Here is a 17,630-nt window from a genome sequence, read left to right on the forward strand (position 1 = left end):
ACAGCGCGGAGCCGTGGTGTTCGACTCATGGTCTTCTTCTCTGCCCGGGCCATCTCTCAGCAGCCACTCTCGCCCTCAAGGGTAATTCCGGATGCGCCGACTGTCTCACTCACGTTGGCAGAGAGGGCGGCGTCGGTCAACGCAGCCCAACCGCCCACGGGGCGAGAAAGGCGAGTCAGATGAACACGAATCGGTCAACGAGTATCAGTTTTGTCGAGCAGGATCGGCCGGATCCGGCGGAACAGACGACGAACCCCGAGAAGATGCCCCCCGGCGCCCAGAAGGAGGATCTGAATCCGTTTGACCCCGAACGCCTGCGCCTCTCGCAAGACTTCGCCTCGACGGTTGGCGTGAAGAAGGCGCTTCTGAACGTGCCGGTCCGGAAGCCCGATCGGCAATGGTTCGTGCGAGTGCGGCCGGGCGAGAGTTGGCGCCTGCCCACCGCTGTGGTGGAGCTTCGCGAAGACCGCGAGGTGTACTTGGTCGACCCGGCAGTCGCCATGCAGCTTCCCGGCGAGATCAAGCGAGTCGTCTTGTATACCGCCATGACCCGGCAAGGAGTGCTCTTCTTATGGCCGGTGAAGCTCCCCGACGAGCAGCGACGTGCCGACGCATGGAGCGAGAGCGCTCACAAGGCTGCCGCACTCGCTGAGCAGAGATGGATCCGCCTCGCCGCAAACATGAGCCTCGGCGCCTACGACGTCCTTCAGGCGACCAGCGACGCGATCCCCGAGCCCGAGTGGCCGGGTGACAAGACGTTCGGCGACCTCCTCCAGATCGCCTTCAAGGAGAGGTTCATCCGCTCCGTCGACCACGAGGTCGTCAGACAACTTCTGGGGGCGTCGTGACACTTGATGCGCTGCCATTCTCCTCGGTCTGGGCGGTGGATTTTGAGTTCACTGCGGCTCCGGGTGAATTGCCAACGCCGATCTGTGCGGTGGCTCGCGATCTGCGCAGTGAGCGAACGGTGCGCCTAGCAGGCGCCGATCTGCGCCGGCCGCCCTACTGCCTGAACAACGACTGCCTGCTCGTTGCCTACTATTCGAGCGCCGAGTGGACCTGCCATGCCGTTCTCGGCTGGCCGATGCCTCACCGAGTACTCGATCTCTTCTGCGAGTTCCGCGTACTGACCAACGGCCGTGCACGCCCCGCGGGCGACGGACTCCTCGGCGCTTGCACCTATTTCGGCATCGACGCGATGGAAGCACACCGGAAGGAGGCGATGCGAGAACTGGCCATGCGCGGCGGACCCTATGCCTCAGACGAACTCGAGGCACTCATGAAGTACTGCCAAACCGACGTCGACGCGACTGTGCGGCTCCTCAACGTGATGTTGCCGCGCGTCGACCTGCCTCGCGCGCTGCTCCGGGGGCGGTACATGGTTGCCGCGGCGGCGATGGAGGTTGCCGGGGTCCCTGTAGACGTGGCCACGCTCGACCGCCTGCGGGCCTCGTGGGACGACCTCAAGGTCGCGGTTGTCGCGCGCATCGACGAGAACTACGGCGTCTTTGATGGCAGCGCCTTCTCGACGGTGCGTTTCGAGGCCTGGCTGGCGCAACAAGGCATTCCGTGGCCCCGCCTGGAGTCCGGGCGCCTCGCGCTTGATGACGACACGTTCCACGAGATGGGGCGACTCTACCCGATTACTGCGCCCATCCGCGAGGCGCGCACGGCGCTGGCAAAGCTTCGGCTGAACGATCTCGCCGTCGGACATGACGGACGAAACCGCTGCATGCTCTCAGCCTTCAGGGCATCCACCGGAAGAAACCAACCGAGCAACTCGAGGTTCATCTTCGGACCGTCCGTGTGGTTGCGATCGCTCATTCGGCCGCCACCGGGATGGGGCATCGCCTACGTCGATTGGTCCCAGCAAGAGTTTGGGATCGCCGCTGCCTTGTCGGGCGACGAGCGGATGGCTGGCGCGTATCTGTCTGGGGACCCCTATCTCGCGTTCGCGCGGCAGGCGGGCGCCGTGCCGGCGGGCGCAACCAAGCACTCCCACCCCGAGGAACGAGAACTGTTCAAGGCCTGCGCGCTGGGTGTCCAGTATGGGATGCGCGAGGCCTCGCTGGCTCGCAAGATCGGACGAAGCGAGGCGGCGGGTCGCGAGCTGCTGCGGTTGCACCGGCAAACCTACCCGCGATACTGGCGTTGGGTCGAAGCGGCACAGGCGCTTGGCATGCTGCACGGGCGCCTGTGGACCGTGTTCGGCTGGCAGCTTCACGTCGGTGCCGGTGTGAACCCCCGCTCACTGGCAAACTTCCCGATGCAGAGCAATGGCGCCGAGATGCTGCGGCTTGCCTGCTGCCTCGCTACGGAGCGGGGAATCAGGGTCTGTGCGCCAGTGCACGACGCGGTGCTCATCGAGGCACCGATATCCAAGCTCGAGGAGGTGGTGGCCGAGACTCAGGCCGCGATGGCGGAGGCATCTCGTGTCGTGCTCTCTGGCTTCGAATTGCGCTCCGATACCAAGGTGATTCGGCACCCGGATCGCTACGCCGACCCACGCGGCGCCCGCATGTGGGAGGCGGTGTCGGAGATGTTGCAGCAGCGCATCCACCTCGGTGCGGATCTGCAACGGGACCCGAGCGCCAGCGCTCACCCGTCCAGTCTTCTATCTCCTGTGTCTGTGTCTTAGAAGAGGGAGAGATCATGGCGATCGATCCAGAGCAATTTCGTCTCTCATCAAGTGACCACGTCCCCAAACCCCCACGGGTACCGGTGCCGCGGCACGGCCCTGGCACTCGGTTCTTGAAAGGACCCGTTCCCTTCGACCAGTGGCTCCTTCCCGCCTCCCACCTCCCTGGGAAGGCTCTGCACGTCGGAGTTGCACTTTGGTTCCTTGCGGGCCTGGAGAGGTCAGCACGGGTGGCGTTCTCCGCGGCGCGCTTCGGCATTTCTCGCTTTGCCGCAGGACGAGCACTGCGCGCGCTCGAGGGTGCGGGACTTGTCGCCGTGGTTCGGCGGCCGGGTCGAAAACCGCGAGTAACCATTCTCGTGCACGAGATAGATGCGGAGCTGGCATCGGAGCTGGCATCGCCCCACGACACTCGGTGCACCGATGACTCCTAGGGCAGGCCCCGCTTCGCAGCGGACGGACGACCGGGGCACCCTCCAAGCGCCACGAGCGGACGCTCTTCCGGTACCGTGCCGACGGTCACACGCATCACCCGGTGCTGCCGTGCCGCAACGAGCGTGGCTTCCCCACCCGTGGCAACGATAGCAGGCGGGCGATGATCCTCGGCCTCGACGCTGACTTGGTGGCCGCCCTCAAGTCGCAGCCGGTGCGAGATGCGCTGGAGGAGCTTGTGCGTCGGGTCGTCCGCGAGGAGCTTCAGGCCGCACCGCTGCTCGACCAGCTCCTCGACGCCGAGCAGGCCGCCGAGCTACTGGGCATGACCCGCGACGCGGTGCTGAAGGCCGCGCAGCGCGGCAGCTTGCCGGCCGTTCGCCAGGGCCGTCGAGTCCGCTTCCGTCGGAGTGATCTCGTTGGGGTGAGGCGGTGAGCTGTATCAATGCCGTATCAACGGCCGGGTCTGCTGGTGTCGTGTTCCGTGGACAGGCGCGGACCAACGCCGCGACAAGCGCGCGAAATGACACTCCGTCGGGACAGCAGCGGATGCCATTGGAATCATTGGCGGAACTGTCACGCCGGAGGCCGCGGGTTCGAGTCCCGTCCACCCCGCTCGGTTTTCAAGGCCCGAAGGTCTCGCACCTTCGGGCCTTTTTCGTTTCAGCGCTGGTCCCAGAAGCCGACGAAGGTACCGTAGAGATCCGCCGGGCCTCGCTCGTCCTCGCGATTGACGCGGACGAGCTTCTCGGGGGAGTAGCGGCCGCTGCGGATGTCGAGGTCGAAGGCCGCGCGACCCGCGATCCCTCGCAGCGGTACCGGCATGACGAAGATCCTCTGTTGCACGGCCCGCCCGGCGCCGAGGGCCACGCGGTAGAGGCCCTCGCCCTCGAAGACGCCGCCGAGCCCCGCCCCGCTCCAGAGCGCCAGCGCGTCCGCCACCATGAGGGGCGCCGTCTCGACCATCGACACGTTGCCGCAGCGGAAGGGCCGCGCGAGCGGCTGGCCCGCGTGATCGTGCGTCGCGAAGGCCCGATAGCCGACCCAGAAGTGACCGGGGGTGAGCATGCGCACCTCCGCGTGCTCCTGCATCCGAGCCACCTTGCCGAAGTCGGGGTGCGCCTCGTCGAAGATCACGCCGCGCTCTTCGTTATGCACGACCGCTACGCGCTTGTCCGCGGAGACCTGCGCGTGCAGCCAGCCCTGCCCGAGGTCCGCGTAGGTGCCCCAGCCGTGGCTGCAGGCGCCGCGGCTACCGGCCGCTCCGTCGTCTGAGAAGAAGCTCGCACCGCTCGCCACGAATCGCTGCCGGCCGTCCGGCGCCGGGCGCCTCTCGATGAACCAGAACTGATGCTGCGCGCCGTCGGTGTGCGCGACCGGATCGCCGGGCTCGCGCCACCCGTAGATCCCCTCGGGGTGGCGTTCGCCCCAGGCGGGATTGGGCCGGTCCGTCGCGTGGAACAGCCGCTGGTAGCCCTGGTCGGGGGGAAGCAGACCTTCGATGCGCACGCGATGCGCGTCGGTCAGACCCGTGGCCGCCAGGAGGGCTCTCAGCTTGCCGTTCAGGTTCGCCGCAAGCCGAGACGGGTCGAAGACCTCCGAGTACCGACCCTCTCGCGCAGAGGCGGCGGCGCCCCAGCTCAGCGAGAGGAAGGAGAGCGACAGGGCGAGGATCGGTTTGCGCATGGGGTCCCTCCGGCGGGCCGCGGGCGGCCATCGCACGGGCCTCGGGAGTGCACCCCACGTGCCAGACGCAACTGCCTGTAGCGGCACGCGCCTGACTCCTCTGCCGGGGGCCGCCCGACTTGCCGGGGCGTCCTGGCCGATGGTGCATTCAGGTTGCACTGCCACGCGCTACCGGGCTGGCGTCCGCCCCCAGGACCGCCGGGGGGCCGGTGAGCGGAAGAGCCCTATCTCTCGAGGTGGACGGTCAGCGCCACAACGAGCTGGCGCTCTGCCCCTCGGCGCGCGCTACTTGAAGCGTTTGACCAAGGTGAGGGTGTTCCACGGCCCCCTCGACGCGTAGCGCATGCTCGAGAGGACCTTCCGCATGACGTGGATGCCCACCCCGCCGATCGGCCGGTCGAACAGGTCTGCGTGGAGGTGCGTGGGCTCGGGCTGCTTGCGCGGATCGAAGGGGGGCGAGTGGTCCATGATCTTGGCGGTCATCATCCCGGGCGCGACCGAAACCTGGAACCGCAGCCGTTCGAGGCCCGTGCGCTCCTCGGGCCTTCTCTCGCCGTAGCCGTGCTCAATCACGTTCGTGACCGCCTCGGAGACGGCCAGCTTGAGGTGGTAGACCGCCCCTTCGTCGACGCCGGCCTCTGCCCCGGCGCGTTGGATGAGGTCGCGGATGGGCTCGAGGATGTCGGTGTGGGCCTTTCCTCGCAGGCTGAAGGACGTCACGGTCTTCGCTCGGCCCGGAGGTGCGGGCGCCTCCCCGCTCCATTGTCCGGTCCCGCGGTCGTAGCGTCGCCGCTTCCACTCCGACTTGCCGCGCGAAAAGGAGTAGTGCTCCATCAGCCCCATCGCCGCTGCCTGCGCCGAGCCCAGCGTCTCGAAGGCGGGGAGGTTCTTCGACGTGACGGAGAAGCCGCCCCCCTTGGTGCGCCTCACGAGCGCCACCTGGTACGGCCGAGCGCCGTGAATCCCGTTCGAGACCACAACGGCTCGTCCGGCAGGCTGCCCGCGATCGCCCTGCGCGACCCAGGTCGGAGCCTCAGCGAGCGGACCCACCCAGAGGGTCCTCGCGCCAACCTCGATCGTCTGCCAGCCGTCCGACGCGGGGAGTGATGCCAGCGCGTCGCCAATCGACGCATGGTGCCCCTGCGGGCGCGCCTTGCGGCCGGCGGTCGCGGCGCTAGCCCCGAGGAGGGCCATCGCGAGCGTCAGCCTGAAAACGGTGCGTCGTGACGTCATGGGTCCAGCTCCGAGTGCCTGCGCCTCATTTAGCAAACCACATGCCACGCAGCGGACTGGGTGATGCTGCCACTATTTCAACGACCTAGACCGGCCTCGCGCCGTGCGACGGGGTCGGCTGACCCCCACCCACCCGGCCCCACGCAGGGTCGGTGCACTCGGGCGGCTGGCCACCTTGGCCGCCTCGTTCGTCGAAGCTGAGAGCCGGTACAAGCGCGTGATCTGCTCCAAGCTCCCATGATCGCCGCGCCTTCCTCCTGGCTCGGCGTATGCACTCTGCGGGCTCTTGGAGGAGGTGCGGTGATGGCACGACACACGCTTCGATGGCCCGGCGCGGCCCTGGCCCTGCTCGGGTTCGCCTCGCTCCTCGGCGGAGGGCGAGCCCTCGCGCGAGGTCCCGCCGAGCAACGGGGTGAGGCCTTTCTCGGAGCCGAGAGGGCGGCCGCCTTTCAGCGCGCGTTCGGACAGCTGAGCGACGCGCAGGTCGTGGCGCTCGCCACGGGGGATCACGTGCGGCGCGTGGAAGAGGCCGGACGGCGCGCGGTCGGGGCCATCCCGCAGGCCGTCGGCCTGGGCTGGCTCCGCCGCGCCGTCCAGCACGAGGCGACGAACGCGACCATTGGTGCCCTGCTCACGCGCGCCCCGAACACTGCCGCGATCCTGGAGCTCGGCCGGCGTGGCGTGCTCGAGGCGCTGCCCCTCCTCGAGCGCATCGCGCGCGGCCAGCAGCCGGTGCACGAGGGCGGCGCGGTGATGCGCACGGTCGGCGAGACCACACCCCGCCAGGCGGCGATCCTCGCCGTAGCCATGCTCCGCGGCGAAGAAGCGCTGCCGCTCCTCAAGGAGCTGCTCTCCCAGAACCCTGAACGCACGGTGATCGGGGCCATCGGTCGCATCGGCGGCACCCGCGCCACGGTGGTGCTCGACGAGGCGCTCGCGCGCGCCGACGTCTTCACCAAGTACAGCCTCTACGGGGAGCTCGCCCGCCTCGACAACCCGAAGGGCTGGCGCGGGCTCGTCGCCGCGCTCGATGATCCGGGCCTCGGCAACGAGTCCGGCTTCTATGTCCTCGCCGGCCTCGGACTACCGCTCCTCAAGCAGACCGTGCGCTCGAATCCCCTCCCCGAGGCGCGTCAAGCCGCGATCCGGGCCCTCGGCGGCTACCAGCAGTGGGCCGACCACCAGGCCGATCCGCATTCCTTCAAGAGCGAGCTGCAGCACGCCGCCATCAAGGACCTCGACGCCCGCAACCGTTCGAAGGCCATCAAGTTCGTGGGCCGCCTGTTCGGCGCGGGCGCCGTCGTCGAGGCCTTCGCGACGGTGGTTCCCGAGGCGCAGCTCGGCTCGGTGCGCCAGCTCGCGAGCCAGGTCACCGCGGCTGACTACCAGACCTCGAGCGCGGCGCGCGAGCAGCTTTCGCGGCTCGCCGGCAGCTTCTTCGGGGCTCCGCGCTGACGCGAACCTCGGACGCCCGCCGCTGACGCGCCCGCGATCGGCGAACCACGCGCTTCCTTTCTTTCGCCGAGCCCGGCCCGCAAGCGGGGCCGCATTGCGCCCGACCACGCACCTCCGCTACAACGCGCCGTGGCCGCGCCCCTCTCCCCCACCTTCTGGACCGTCTGGGTCGGTGCCCTGATAAACCGCTGCGGCACGCTCGTCGTCCCCTATCTGGCCTGGTATCTGTCGGAGGCGCGCGAGCTCGGTGAGGCGCGGGCGGGCACGATCGTCGCGCTCTGGGGACTCGGCGCCCTCGCCTCCGGACCGCTGGGCGGCCTGCTCGCCGATCGTATCGGCCGTCGCCCCTCGCTCACCCTGGCGCTCGTCGGGGGCGGGCTCGCAATGCTGCAGCTCGGCCTCGCTCGCGCGCCGCTGCACCTCGCCTTCTCGGCCTTTCTGGCCGGCATCCTTGGCGAGCTCTATCGGCCCGCCATGAACGCGGTCGTGGCCGACGTGGTGCCGCTCGAGGAGCGTGCGCGCGCCTTCGGCCTGATCTACTGGGTCGTGAACCTCGGCATGTCGGTCGCCAACAGCCTCGGAGGACTGCTCGCCACGCGCGGTTTTCTCCCCCTCTTTGTGCTGGACGCGGCCACCACCTTCCTTTTTGGCATCGTCGTCTGGGTCCGCGTCCCCGAGACGCGCCCGTCCGGAAGCGCCGCCACGAGCGGGCACGGCGGGGACCTCGCGGCCCCCTATCGCGACCCGCTCTTGCTGGCCTTCGTGCTGGTCTCCTTTCTCCTCGCGCTCGTCTTCAGCCAGTGGCTCTTCGCCCTCCCGCTCGCCCTCCGCCGAGCGGGGCTGCCTCCGACGCACTACGGCCTCCTCATGGCCTTCAACGGCGTACTGATCGTGCTCCTGCAACCGGGCCTCGTGCGCTGGCTGGCGCGTCGCGACCGGGGATGGGTGCTCTGCGTGGGCTCGCTCCTCACCGGCTGCGGCTTCGGCCTGACCGCCCTCGCGAGCACCGCCTGGGGTTACGCTGCCACCGTCGTCCTCTGGACCTTCGGCGAGATGCTCACGCTCCCGCTCGGCCCGACGGTCGTCGCCGACCTCGCCCCGCCGCACCTGCGCGCGAGCTACCTCGGCCTCTACCAGCTCTCCTGGGGAGCGGCTTCCTTCCTCGCTCCGCTCCTCGGCGGCCGCGTCATCGCCCGCTTCGGTGCCAACGTCATTTGGGCCGCGTGCGCGCTCCTCGGCCTCGTCGCCGCCCTCGGGCAGCTCGCCGTCGCTCGCGCTTCCCGCCGACGCGCCGCCTGAGGCCAGTCGTTCAGGTCGAGGTCATGCGCTTGCCCTGTGGAGAGCGCGCGTGCCACGCTCGAGCCGACCGAACGCTTCCGCTCGACTACGAGAGCGGCCGAGGAGAACCCGTGAGGAGCTCGCAACCAGGAAGAAGGACCACGGCGGCGCTGCTGCTCGTCGCCCTCGTCGTCGCGGGGTGCAAGGAGAGCCCGCAAGGCGGCCGGGGCGTGGATCTGGGCAGCGCCCTGGACGCGAGCCGCGACGCTGCCGCGGCGGGCGACGCGCTGCGCGACGCGAGCGGGAGCGCCGACGCGGGGGGTGACGGGGCCGGCAGCGTCGACGCACGACGCGATGGGAAGCCGAGCGCCGACGCGCGGCGTGACGCAGGCGCAGCCCGCGACGGCAGGCCCGCTCCCGACCGCGGAACCGCCGACCGGGGCATGGCCGACGGTCTGTCGCCGGTGACCGGGAAAACCTACTATGTGGCGCCCGGCGGCACCGACACGAACCCCGGCACCCAGGCGCTGCCCTTCAAGACGCTTCAGAAGGGGGGCAGCGCGCTGGCGGCCGGAGACCGTCTCGTCGTCCGCGGAGGCCTCTACGCCGAGACGGTCACTTTCTCCCGCTCCGGCAGCGCGGCCCAGCCCATTCAGATCGTCGCCTTTTCCGGCGAGACGCCGGTCGTCGAGGGGGCCAAGGGCCGCCCGACGACCTGGGGCTGCCTCGTCACGGTCTCCGGCGCGTACGTGCAGCTCTCGGGCCTCGAGGTGCGCAACTCCGACTGGATGGGGCTCTGCCTCGAAGGCTCACACGGCCTCGCCCGAGCGATGAACGTGCACGACAATCAGGAGCAAGGGATCTTCGTCAGCGGCAGCAACAGCCTGGTCGAGTCCTGCCACGTCTGGCAGAACGCGGCCCGCAACAGGCCAGGCTCGACGCCCTACGCGGGTGGCGGCTGGGCCTGCGCCCTCTGCGCGGCTCGCAACCTCGTCAGCGGGGTGACGCTGCGGGGTAACCGTTCCCACGACAACTGGGGCGAAGGCATCTCCACCTTCGAGTCCACGGGCACCGTCATCGAGGACAACATCGTCTACAACAACCACTCGAACATCTACGTCTCGGACGCCGTGAACGCCCTCGTCCAGCGCAACCTCGTCTATCACACGGGGAGCCCCGTCGTAACCAACGGGTCGCACGCCGGCATCATGATGGGCGACGAGAAGAACACCGCGACCTACCCGGGCTCGCAGGGCATCACGATCGTCAACAACCTCGTCCTCGGCTGTGCGCGAAACGTCTTCTGGTGGCAAGGATTCCAGCACGGCATGAAGAACGTGCTCATCGCCCACAACACCCTCGTGAACAGCAGCTCCGAGGCCGGAATCGTGCTCAACAGCGGCCCCCACCAGAACGTGCGCGTCGAAAACAACCTCGTGCTGCAAGAGGGCGGGCTGCCCGTGGGCGCCTTCGACACCTTCACCGGTCTGAGCTTCTCGAGCAACCTCTGGTCGAAGGCTCCGCCCTCCGGCGCCGCGCGCGCGGGCGACGTCGTCGGAGATCCGAAGCTCGCCCGCACCGGCCCCACCACGGCGGGGCAGCTTCTCCCGGACTACTTCAAGGTCCAGTCGAGCTCGCCGGGCATCAACAAGGGCAAGGTCCTGAGCGAGGTCCAGGAAGACTTCTTCCGCAAGGCACGAGGCACCTCACCCGACCTCGGCGCCCACGAGCTGTAGGGGCCCGGGCCCGGCAGGAACCGCTCGTCTTGACGGGCGCCTTCAGCCCCTGCGCGAGGAGTCAGCGTCCTCGACCAGCCGCTTGAGCAGGCTCCGGTGACAATGTTTCTCGTCGGCGCAGAAGCAGAGCAGCGTCACGACCTCGCCCGTCTGGTGGCGCGCGGCTAGGTTCTGGATGAGGGTGCGCGGCACCGCCTGCTTCATCTCGACGAGGTACCGCTGGCGGAACGCCGACCAGTCGAGAGCCCCCTCCTTGGCGTACTCCCGATGGAGCTCTCGGCTCGGACCGAGCTCCTTCGTCCACTCGTCCCACGTCTCGTCACCCTTTCTCACGCCGCGCGGGCGATAGCGCGTCACGAGTAACCGAAGGCCGTCGTCGGCTTCGGTAGGGTCGTTCCATCGTCTCGTCTTGACCATCGCTCGACTCCCCGCCGCCCGGTCCCGCGCAACAGCCTCGTCGCGCCCGGGCCGTCAGTGTGCGTGCTCGCCGGCCCGTTGGTCGTGGCCGTGCGACGGAGGGTGCGCGACCTTCTCCCGGGAGCCGCCGTGCCCCTCCGCTGCCGCCAGGATCCCTTCGACCCAGTGCGCGAGCGGGACGTACGCGGCCACGTAGGCGCGTCCCGCGGCGACGTCGCCCTGCCGAAAGCGCCTGGCCTTGCTCGCAGACGCGAATCGTCTGGCGAGTCCCTCCTTCACGGCCCGCACCAGCGTCTCCTCCAGCTTCGCCCGCGACCCCTCGGCCAATGCCCGGTCGGTCGCCGCGATGATCGGCTCGGGGTCGGTGTCCTTCAGACCGGTGTACGGGGCGCCCTCCCCCGCACGGTGGAGACGCACGACCGTCTCGAAGAAGTGGCGGTCGGCGAGCGCCTTCGCCGCGGGTCCGAGCGCGCGAACGGTCAGCGCCTCCTGGAACGCGCGCCGGACCGCGGGCTCGTCCTCGGCGCGGACCCAGTGCAGGACCAGGCGCGGATCGCGGCGCTCGAGGGCCGTCCGGGCCGCCGTCACCACCGGCCCCTTTGTCGTGTCGCAGTGCGCTTCCGCAAGGCCCGGTGCGCCCAGTCCGGCCAGAACCGACGCGGCCACGAGGAGCTTCCTTCCTGCCGCAGCCCTCTTCATCGTCGCGAGCTTCGGATCCATGGATTTCTTCGCCTCCATCACGCTGCCGAGGTGAACCGTGGTTTCAGGACGTGGTTCTCGAGGTGCACGTGGGTGAAGACGTCCCCCTCGAGCTGCTCGAGCTCGGAGAAGAGCGTCCGATAGCTGTTGCAGGCCCAAGCCGGCACGCTGAAGTCGTCGGTGGCGGCACGCGTGCGCTCGAGGAGCTTGGCCACGGCGAGGTGCTCTTCCGTCATGGAGTCGAACTCCTCGGACAGCGCCACCCGATCCGGCTCCGACGCCGTCAGCGCCGGGAAGAGCCGCAGCTCCTCGGCGTCCAGGTGCGGCAGGAGCGCCTCGTTGAGCTCCTCGACGACGACAGCCAGATCGCGGAGCTTCGGGTTGTGCTCGCCGTGCACGCGGCCCACCTTGGTCGCGAGGGCCAGCACGAAGGGGAGCGCCTTGCGGAGGTACTCGTGGTGCTCGCCGACGATGTGCTCGAGCAGGTGCGGCGTCGGCAGGTCGCGCAGGTCGGCGGGCGGCTCCCCGCGTCGCGACGCGATGGCCTGGGAGAGCTCCGCCAGGAGCGCGTCCAGCGCGAGGCCCTTCTCGCGCGCGGCGGTCTCGATGCTCAGATGTCCGCGGCAGCAGAAGTCGATGCGGTGGCGTTGAAAGACCTGAGCGCACTCGGAGTGATCGAGCACGGTGTCGGCGATGGTCCGTTCTGGATTGAGCATGCAGTTCTCCTTGCCACGTGCACTTAGCAGGGATCGGGCCACCTCCCGGCGGTGCCCTCGGAGGGCCATGATCGCCGGCCTTTCCCGGGGCGGGACCTCGCCCCAGCTGGACGCGTTCCGTGATACGTTCCATAATGTAACCCATGGAACACAGAGCGGGAGAGTTCTGCAACCTCTGCGGGCTGGTGCCGGTCGCCCCCCGGCTGAAGGGGGCGACCCACGTCGTCGCGAAGAGCGCCGCGATGCAGGGGCTGCTCAAGCGCGCCGCGCGATTCGCCGCCAGCGACGCGCCGGTGGCCGTGCTGGGCGAGACGGGCACGGGCAAGGAGGTGGTCGCGCGGATCCTCCACGCCAACTCGCCCCGAGCCAAGGAGCCGTTCGTGGCGGTGAACGTCACGGCCCTCCCCGCCGAGCTCCTCGAGTCCGAGCTCTTCGGCCACGCGAAGGGGGCCTTCACGGGCGCCGCCTCCGCGCGCCCCGGCCTCTTCGAAGCGGCCCACCGAGGCACGCTCTTCCTCGACGAGATCGGCGAGATGCCGCCGCCGCTGCAAGCCAAGCTCCTGCGCGCCCTGCAACACGGCGAGCTCCGGCGCGTCGGGGAGAACGTGGCCTTTGAGGTGGACGTGCGCGTGGTCTGCGCGACGCATCGCGACCTCCCCCGCCGGGTGCGCGAGGGCCTTTTTCGCGAGGACCTCTACTACCGCCTGAAGGTGCTGACCCTCGAGGTGCCGACGCTGCGCGAGCGGGCGGAGGACATCCTGCCCCTGGCACGTCACTTCCTCGCCGAGGAGCGGACGGCGAGCCAGGGCTTCTCCTCGGCGGCCGAGAGACGGCTGCGGCGCTACGGGTGGCCGGGCAACGTCCGGGAGCTCGAGAACGTGGTGAAGCACGGGGCGGCGCTGGCGACCGGCCCCACCGTGGGGGAGGAGGACCTGCCCGGCGAGCTCCTCGACCCGGCCCCGAAGGCGCCACGCGCGAAATCGCCGCCGGAAGGGGAGCCGCTGAAGACGCTGGCCGAGGTGGAGCGCGAACACATCCTCCGCGTCCTCGACGGGTGCGGGGGCTCCCCATCGCAGGCGGCGCGGGTCCTCGACATCGCGCGAAACACCCTGTGGCGAAAGCTGCGGACCGTCTGAGGGGTCGGCGCGAACCTCAGGGCGGCGCGGCGCGGAGGCGCCGCCTGGCCGCGTCGAAGAAGGTGTAGGGGTCCACGACCTCCGCCCCACGTGCCGCGAGGGCCTTCGCCAGGGCCACGAGCCGCGTGGGCTCCACGAGCACGGTGCGCAGGGCGATGAGTCCGTGCGACGGCCGCTGTGCCAGCAGGCGCTCGGCCAGCACCTCCGCCGAGGTCTCGTCGCGGAGGCCGTAGGCCATCGCCTGACCCGAGCCACTGTCTCGAAGCTCGGCGACGAAAGGCACACCCCGCGCCTGCGTGAGCGTTCTTCCGTCGTCGAAGCCGTCGTGGGCCACCACGCCCCCCGGCGAGCACCGCGCGAACGCGTCTCGCACCTTCGCGGAGAGGCTTCCCGCCCATCCGTTGAGCGCCCAGCCCGTGTGCTCGTAGCCGAGTCGCTCGTAGTAGGTCGTGCACTGCTCCACCCACCGCTCGAGGCCCGCGTCGTCGAGAAACCCCGGGTTCAGGTATCCCGCCCCCGTGTCCGCGCCCACGAAGTAGTCGTTCGGCGTCGCCGTGTCGAAGAAGTGCGCGAACAGGGGGGGCACGCGCTCGGCGAGGTTCGGATTGAAACCCCACGACAGAGGTATCCGGCCCCGCGCGGGGTCGTCCCAGAGATGGCGACCGTGAAACCAGATCCACGCGGCGGAATCGTAGTCCCCGAGGTGGAGATGCACGTACACCTTCTGCGGGTCGTAGGGAGGGCGGGCGAGCGGCGGGCGATTCGGTGCCTTGCGCCGGAGCGGAAAGTGCCGGAAGACGGACGCGTTCGACATGCCCGCGGGATGGATCGCGTCGGCGTCCTTCGCGAAGTAGAAGCGCGAGATCTCGCGCGCGAAGGACCACTCGAGGTCCCAGGCCTCGCGGGCCCCGTACGGCCGCGCGTACTTGAAGGCCCAGTTCGGAAACCCCACCACGGTGCCGATGCGGCCCTTGGGGAGGCGCGCCTGCCCGTACGACAGGATCTCACGGAGCAGCGCCAGGTCCTGCCCGGGGGGCTGGGACGGATCGTCGTTCGGCGCCCCGTCCTCGACGGGCAGGAGGTCGAACATCAACGCGCGCCGCGCCACCAGATCGTCGCGACTCAGGATCTGGTTGTTGTAGACGTGAAACGACTCGGGCTGGCCGAAGCGCGTGGGAGCGTTCCGCGCCTGACGCTCGGGGTCCTTGAGGAAGTATCCGTCGAGCGTGTAGCCGAAGACGGTCGAGTCCACGCGCCCCGGCTTGAGGTACGTGTCGATGAGCCAGCGGTAGACCTGTCCCTTGGTCGTCAGAGAGCGGAAATCTCGACGGACGGGCACCTTGGCACGGAGCGCCCGCTGATACAGGCTGTCGGGCGCCTCGGAGTACCGCACCGGGATCAGGCTCTCCACACCGGCCGCGGTGAACGCCGCGTTCAGAGTGGCCGGAGTCGCCTCGTGCCAGACGGCCAGGCCCTTGACCTCGGTCGTGAGCTGACGCGCCCAGCCCAGCAGCACCTCCAGGCTCTTGACTCGCACGACCTCGCGCACGAGCGACTTCTCCGAGAGACGGCGCAACCAGTACTCGTCGTAGGAAGAGTAACCATCGTCGTACCAGAAGTTCTCGTGTCGCGGATCCTTGGGCACGAGGACATAGAGCCGGGGGGTGGAGCGATTGAGCAAGCCTTGCAGCGCGGCCACGAAGACCTGCGCGTCGTAGTAGGAAGCGGGATCGCCCTGCGCGGCCTCCGCGAGGTTGTAGACGACGAGCGGCCGGGCGAAGAGCGGAGCGAGCTCGTTCGGGCCAGCGCAACCGCCCTGCGGCGAGCAAGCCGCGGCTCCGCGCCGGTTCTCGTCGGGAACCTTTCCGCAGGATGCAAGGGCCAGGGTCAGAAGGACGAATGGGCAGATCGCAAGACGCCGTCTCGGCATGCGCCCGCGCGGAGCAAGGAGCGGGCCGCGCGCGCCGAAGACCGAAGCCGTCGAAATTCCAACGGTCGATGGCCGCGCGTCGGCGAGCGACCTCTTCGAAGACCGGTCAGTGGCTGCTCCGTCTCGCAGGCCTCCTCGATGCGAGCGCCGCCTGGCCCCCCGCCGCCACGTCGTGCCAGACTGCGAGGCATGACTTCCCGGCTGGAGCTCGCGCTAGGTGTGCTGAACGGCGCGGTGGGCGACTACCTGGCCCGCACGCGCAATGGGCTCGCCACGGAGATGACTCTCGTGCATCAGGGGCGACCGGTCCCCGCTGCCGCAGCCGCCCTGGCCCGCGCCTACCCGCAGGCCTCGCGACGCGCGGTCCTGCTGGTTCATGGGCTGATGTGCACCGAGGATGTGTGGCGCCTCCCGGACGGGAGCGACTACGGGTCCCTGCTCGAGAGGGACTTCGGCTGGACGCCGCTCTACCTGCGTTTCAACTCCGGCCTGCCGATCCCCGACAACGGCGTGGCGCTGGCGCGGCTGCTCGAGGCGCTCCCCGACGTCTACCCCGGCCCGCTCGAAGAGCTGGTGTTCGTCGGGTTCAGCCTCGGTGGCCTGGTCGTGCGCAGCGCCTGCCACGAGGCCTCCCTGGCCGGCTCGCCCTGGCTGAAACGGGTGCGTCGGGCCTTCTATGTCGGCACGCCCCACCGCGGCGCGGCGCTCGAACGCCTGGGGCGGGCCGCTGCCGGCCTGCTTCGCGTGATACCGGACCCCTACGCGCGCCTCGTCGCCGAGCTCGGCGACCTGCGCAGCGAGGGGATCAAGGACCTCGGCGACGCCGATCTGCGACACGAGGACCGTGCCCGCCGCCGGGACGGAATCACCCTGCGCGACCCGCAACATCCCGTGCCGCTGCTTCCGGGTATCGCGCACCACCTCGTGGCGGGATCGGTCGCGCGAGACCCGCGGCTGTCCTTGCTGTTCGGCGACGCGGTGGTCGCACTCTCCAGCGCGACGGACGGAAGCCTCCGGGCGGCGAGCCCCCTGCCCGCCGATCGCGTCCATGTGATCCCGGAGGCGACGCACCTCCAGCTCGCGCACGACCTCCGGGTCTACGACCGGCTCCGCGCGTGGTGCGCGGAGGGGCCCGATTCGTGACCGAGGAAACCCTCCAGCGCCTGCGGGGACTGCAACGGCTCGTCGAGGACGGCGTCGAACACGGCTGTGCCGCCCTCGAACGGGTGCACCGCGAGACGGCAGCTCGCTCGTTCCGGGTCACCGAGACCCTGCCCCCCATCGCCGCTCCCTCGCGCACAGTCCACGCGATCCACGATCTCGTCGTGGGCGGCGTCTACGGAACCGTGCGACGATTCAACCGACTCCTCGGACGAAGCGCGGCCATCGCGCTGGAACTCGTCCCACGCAGCGAAACTCCCACCGTGAATCAGCCTGGCGCACCGGACCTCGCGCCTCCGTCGGTCAGGTGCAGATCCACGCCGAGGTAGGCCCCACGGCCATGCACGAACAGGGCGTCTTCACCGACGGGTTGAGCACGCTCTTGATACAGCTACAGACGAGGCTCGCGCCGGGCACGTTGCAGCCCGTGCCGCAGACCGCCGCCGCGGGGCACCGTGGCGTGAGCTGACAGCCACCGTGCCAGGCGCCGAGGCCATTGGCCGCGCAGGCCGTCATCGAACACCCGCCGAGGCCCGTGCTGACGCAGAGCACGCTCAGAGGGGCGCAGGGCTGCGGCGGTGTGGGGGCCGTCGGACAGGGCATGGTGAGCGGTGTTAGCGGCGTCCCGCAGGCGTAGGTGCCGCTGGCGCCGCATTCGCACGCCATGGCCTGCTGACCGTCGTAGGTGCCGCACGGCTGCCCCGGCTGACACGTGAGGCCGGGCCCGCAACTTCCGACGGAAGCGCTGTCTCGCGTCGCGGCTCCGTCTCTCGCGCGCGCGTCCGGCCGCCGCTGGTCCGGCCGAAGGTCTTGTGGCCGGAACGCGTCGCGGCCTCCCCGGTCGCGCTCCGCGGCGTCCCGCGCCCGAGACAGATCGTGGGCGCCGACCGCGTCGCCCGAGGAAGCATCCCCCGTCACCGCGTCCCCCACGGCGGCGTCTCGCGGGCCGGCGTTCGCGTCGTCAGAGCCGCTCGGCGCCCCGGAACAGCCCGAGTTCGACGCGGCGAGCCCCGCGATGAATCCCAACCAGCACACGCGACTTCGCACAGGCATGTCCCCTCCGCACCGGACCCTTAGTGGGTCATCCGAGAGCAAACATTCACCGCCACCTGT

General features: G+C 69.8%; 16 protein-coding genes. 9 read left to right on the forward strand and 7 right to left on the reverse strand.

Features of this window, described 5'->3' with window-relative positions; translation table 11 throughout:
* The 3 genes from IT371_22365 to IT371_22375 all read left to right on the forward strand — a co-directional run.
* Positions 1 to 848: hypothetical protein (locus tag IT371_22365; GenBank protein ID MCC6750425.1), on the forward strand; the 848-nt coding region annotated here is incomplete at its 5' end.
* Positions 845 to 2,638, forward strand: coding sequence for a DNA polymerase I (locus tag IT371_22370; GenBank protein ID MCC6750426.1), 1,794 nt, complete (start codon positions 845 to 847; stop codon positions 2,636 to 2,638). The genes IT371_22365 and IT371_22370, both read left to right, overlap by 4 nt.
* Before the next feature lie 595 nt (positions 2,639 to 3,233).
* Entirely contained in the window at positions 3,234 to 3,506 is a 273-nt protein-coding gene (locus tag IT371_22375; protein ID MCC6750427.1) for a helix-turn-helix domain-containing protein, read from the forward strand.
* A gap of 227 nt (positions 3,507 to 3,733) precedes the next feature.
* On the opposite strand, the gene IT371_22380 is transcribed toward IT371_22375, so the two are convergent.
* Both IT371_22380 and IT371_22385 read right to left on the reverse strand, forming a co-directional pair.
* Entirely contained in the window at positions 3,734 to 4,756 is a 1,023-nt protein-coding gene (locus IT371_22380) for a hypothetical protein (protein ID MCC6750428.1), read from the reverse strand.
* Between the two features lie 285 nt (positions 4,757 to 5,041).
* A complete protein-coding gene (locus tag IT371_22385; GenBank protein MCC6750429.1) occupies positions 5,042 to 5,989 on the reverse strand; it encodes an ATP-binding protein in 948 nt (315 codons plus the stop codon).
* 303 nt (positions 5,990 to 6,292) lie between these two features.
* On the opposite strand from IT371_22385, the gene IT371_22390 reads away from it, so the two are divergent.
* The 3 genes from IT371_22390 to IT371_22400 all read left to right on the forward strand — a co-directional run bounded on the left by IT371_22390 (position 6,293) and on the right by IT371_22400 (position 10,458).
* Positions 6,293 to 7,444: a hypothetical protein gene (locus tag IT371_22390; GenBank protein ID MCC6750430.1), complete on the forward strand. Its 1,152-nt coding sequence runs from the start codon at positions 6,293 to 6,295 to the stop codon at positions 7,442 to 7,444.
* Positions 7,445 to 7,573: 129 nt separating this feature from the next.
* Positions 7,574 to 8,743 (forward strand): MFS transporter, encoded by a 1,170-nt coding sequence (locus IT371_22395; protein ID MCC6750431.1) that lies wholly within the window; start codon positions 7,574 to 7,576, stop codon positions 8,741 to 8,743.
* Positions 8,744 to 8,853: 110 nt separating this feature from the next.
* Positions 8,854 to 10,458 (forward strand): right-handed parallel beta-helix repeat-containing protein, encoded by a 1,605-nt coding sequence (locus IT371_22400; protein ID MCC6750432.1) that lies wholly within the window; start codon positions 8,854 to 8,856, stop codon positions 10,456 to 10,458.
* Positions 10,459 to 10,500: 42 nt separating this feature from the next.
* Here the strand turns inward: IT371_22400 and IT371_22405 are convergent, their stop codons facing one another.
* The 3 genes from IT371_22405 to IT371_22415 are packed head-to-tail and all read right to left on the reverse strand — an operon-like array spanning position 10,501 to position 12,290.
* On the reverse strand, positions 10,501 to 10,875 hold the full coding sequence (locus IT371_22405; protein MCC6750433.1) for a DUF488 family protein: 375 nt from the start codon (positions 10,873 to 10,875) through the stop codon (positions 10,501 to 10,503).
* A 54-nt stretch (positions 10,876 to 10,929) separates the two neighbouring features.
* A complete protein-coding gene (locus tag IT371_22410; GenBank protein MCC6750434.1) occupies positions 10,930 to 11,595 on the reverse strand; it encodes a hypothetical protein in 666 nt (221 codons plus the stop codon).
* Between the two features lie 17 nt (positions 11,596 to 11,612).
* Positions 11,613 to 12,290: a DUF542 domain-containing protein gene (locus IT371_22415; protein ID MCC6750435.1), complete on the reverse strand. Its 678-nt coding sequence runs from the start codon at positions 12,288 to 12,290 to the stop codon at positions 11,613 to 11,615.
* 143 nt (positions 12,291 to 12,433) lie between these two features.
* Here IT371_22415 and IT371_22420 point away from each other — a divergent pair, with 143 nt between their 5' ends.
* A complete protein-coding gene (locus tag IT371_22420; GenBank protein ID MCC6750436.1) occupies positions 12,434 to 13,426 on the forward strand; it encodes a sigma-54-dependent Fis family transcriptional regulator in 993 nt (330 codons plus the stop codon).
* 16 nt (positions 13,427 to 13,442) lie between these two features.
* On the opposite strand, the gene IT371_22425 is transcribed toward IT371_22420, so the two are convergent.
* The gene (locus IT371_22425; protein MCC6750437.1) at positions 13,443 to 15,356 is read right to left on the reverse strand and encodes a hypothetical protein; all 1,914 of its coding nucleotides are present in this window, start codon (positions 15,354 to 15,356) and stop codon (positions 13,443 to 13,445) included.
* Between the two features lie 189 nt (positions 15,357 to 15,545).
* Here IT371_22425 and IT371_22430 point away from each other — a divergent pair, with 189 nt between their 5' ends.
* On the forward strand, positions 15,546 to 16,499 hold the full coding sequence (locus tag IT371_22430) for an alpha/beta hydrolase (protein ID MCC6750438.1): 954 nt from the start codon (positions 15,546 to 15,548) through the stop codon (positions 16,497 to 16,499).
* Positions 16,496 to 16,846 (forward strand): hypothetical protein, encoded by a 351-nt coding sequence (locus tag IT371_22435; GenBank protein MCC6750439.1) that lies wholly within the window; start codon positions 16,496 to 16,498, stop codon positions 16,844 to 16,846. The genes IT371_22430 and IT371_22435 overlap by 4 nt, the downstream gene beginning before the upstream one ends.
* On the opposite strand, the gene IT371_22440 is transcribed toward IT371_22435, so the two are convergent.
* On the reverse strand, positions 16,821 to 17,552 hold the full coding sequence (locus IT371_22440) for a hypothetical protein (GenBank protein ID MCC6750440.1): 732 nt from the start codon (positions 17,550 to 17,552) through the stop codon (positions 16,821 to 16,823). The two genes, IT371_22435 and IT371_22440, sit on opposite strands and share 26 nt — an antisense overlap.
* Between the last annotated feature and the right edge of the window lie 78 nt (positions 17,553 to 17,630).

Source organism: Deltaproteobacteria bacterium, from assembly GCA_020848905.1.
In the GTDB taxonomy this organism is placed as follows: Bacteria; Myxococcota_A; Polyangia.

Coding starts and splice junctions, on each gene's coding strand:
- IT371_22375 (MCC6750427.1), top strand. CDS start 3,234: ATGATCCTCGGCCTCGACGCTGACTTGGTGGCCGCCCTCAAGTCGCAG.
- IT371_22390 (MCC6750430.1), top strand. CDS start 6,293: ATGGCACGACACACGCTTCGATGGCCCGGCGCGGCCCTGGCCCTGCTC.
- IT371_22410 (MCC6750434.1), bottom strand. CDS start 11,595: ATGGATCCGAAGCTCGCGACGATGAAGAGGGCTGCGGCAGGAAGGAAG.
- IT371_22405 (MCC6750433.1), bottom strand. CDS start 10,875: ATGGTCAAGACGAGACGATGGAACGACCCTACCGAAGCCGACGACGGC.
- IT371_22415 (MCC6750435.1), bottom strand. CDS start 12,290: ATGCTCAATCCAGAACGGACCATCGCCGACACCGTGCTCGATCACTCC.
- IT371_22420 (MCC6750436.1), top strand. CDS start 12,434: ATGGAACACAGAGCGGGAGAGTTCTGCAACCTCTGCGGGCTGGTGCCG.
- IT371_22430 (MCC6750438.1), top strand. CDS start 15,546: ATGACTTCCCGGCTGGAGCTCGCGCTAGGTGTGCTGAACGGCGCGGTG.
- IT371_22425 (MCC6750437.1), bottom strand. CDS start 15,356: ATGCCGAGACGGCGTCTTGCGATCTGCCCATTCGTCCTTCTGACCCTG.
- IT371_22385 (MCC6750429.1), bottom strand. CDS start 5,989: ATGACGTCACGACGCACCGTTTTCAGGCTGACGCTCGCGATGGCCCTC.
- IT371_22380 (MCC6750428.1), bottom strand. CDS start 4,756: ATGCGCAAACCGATCCTCGCCCTGTCGCTCTCCTTCCTCTCGCTGAGC.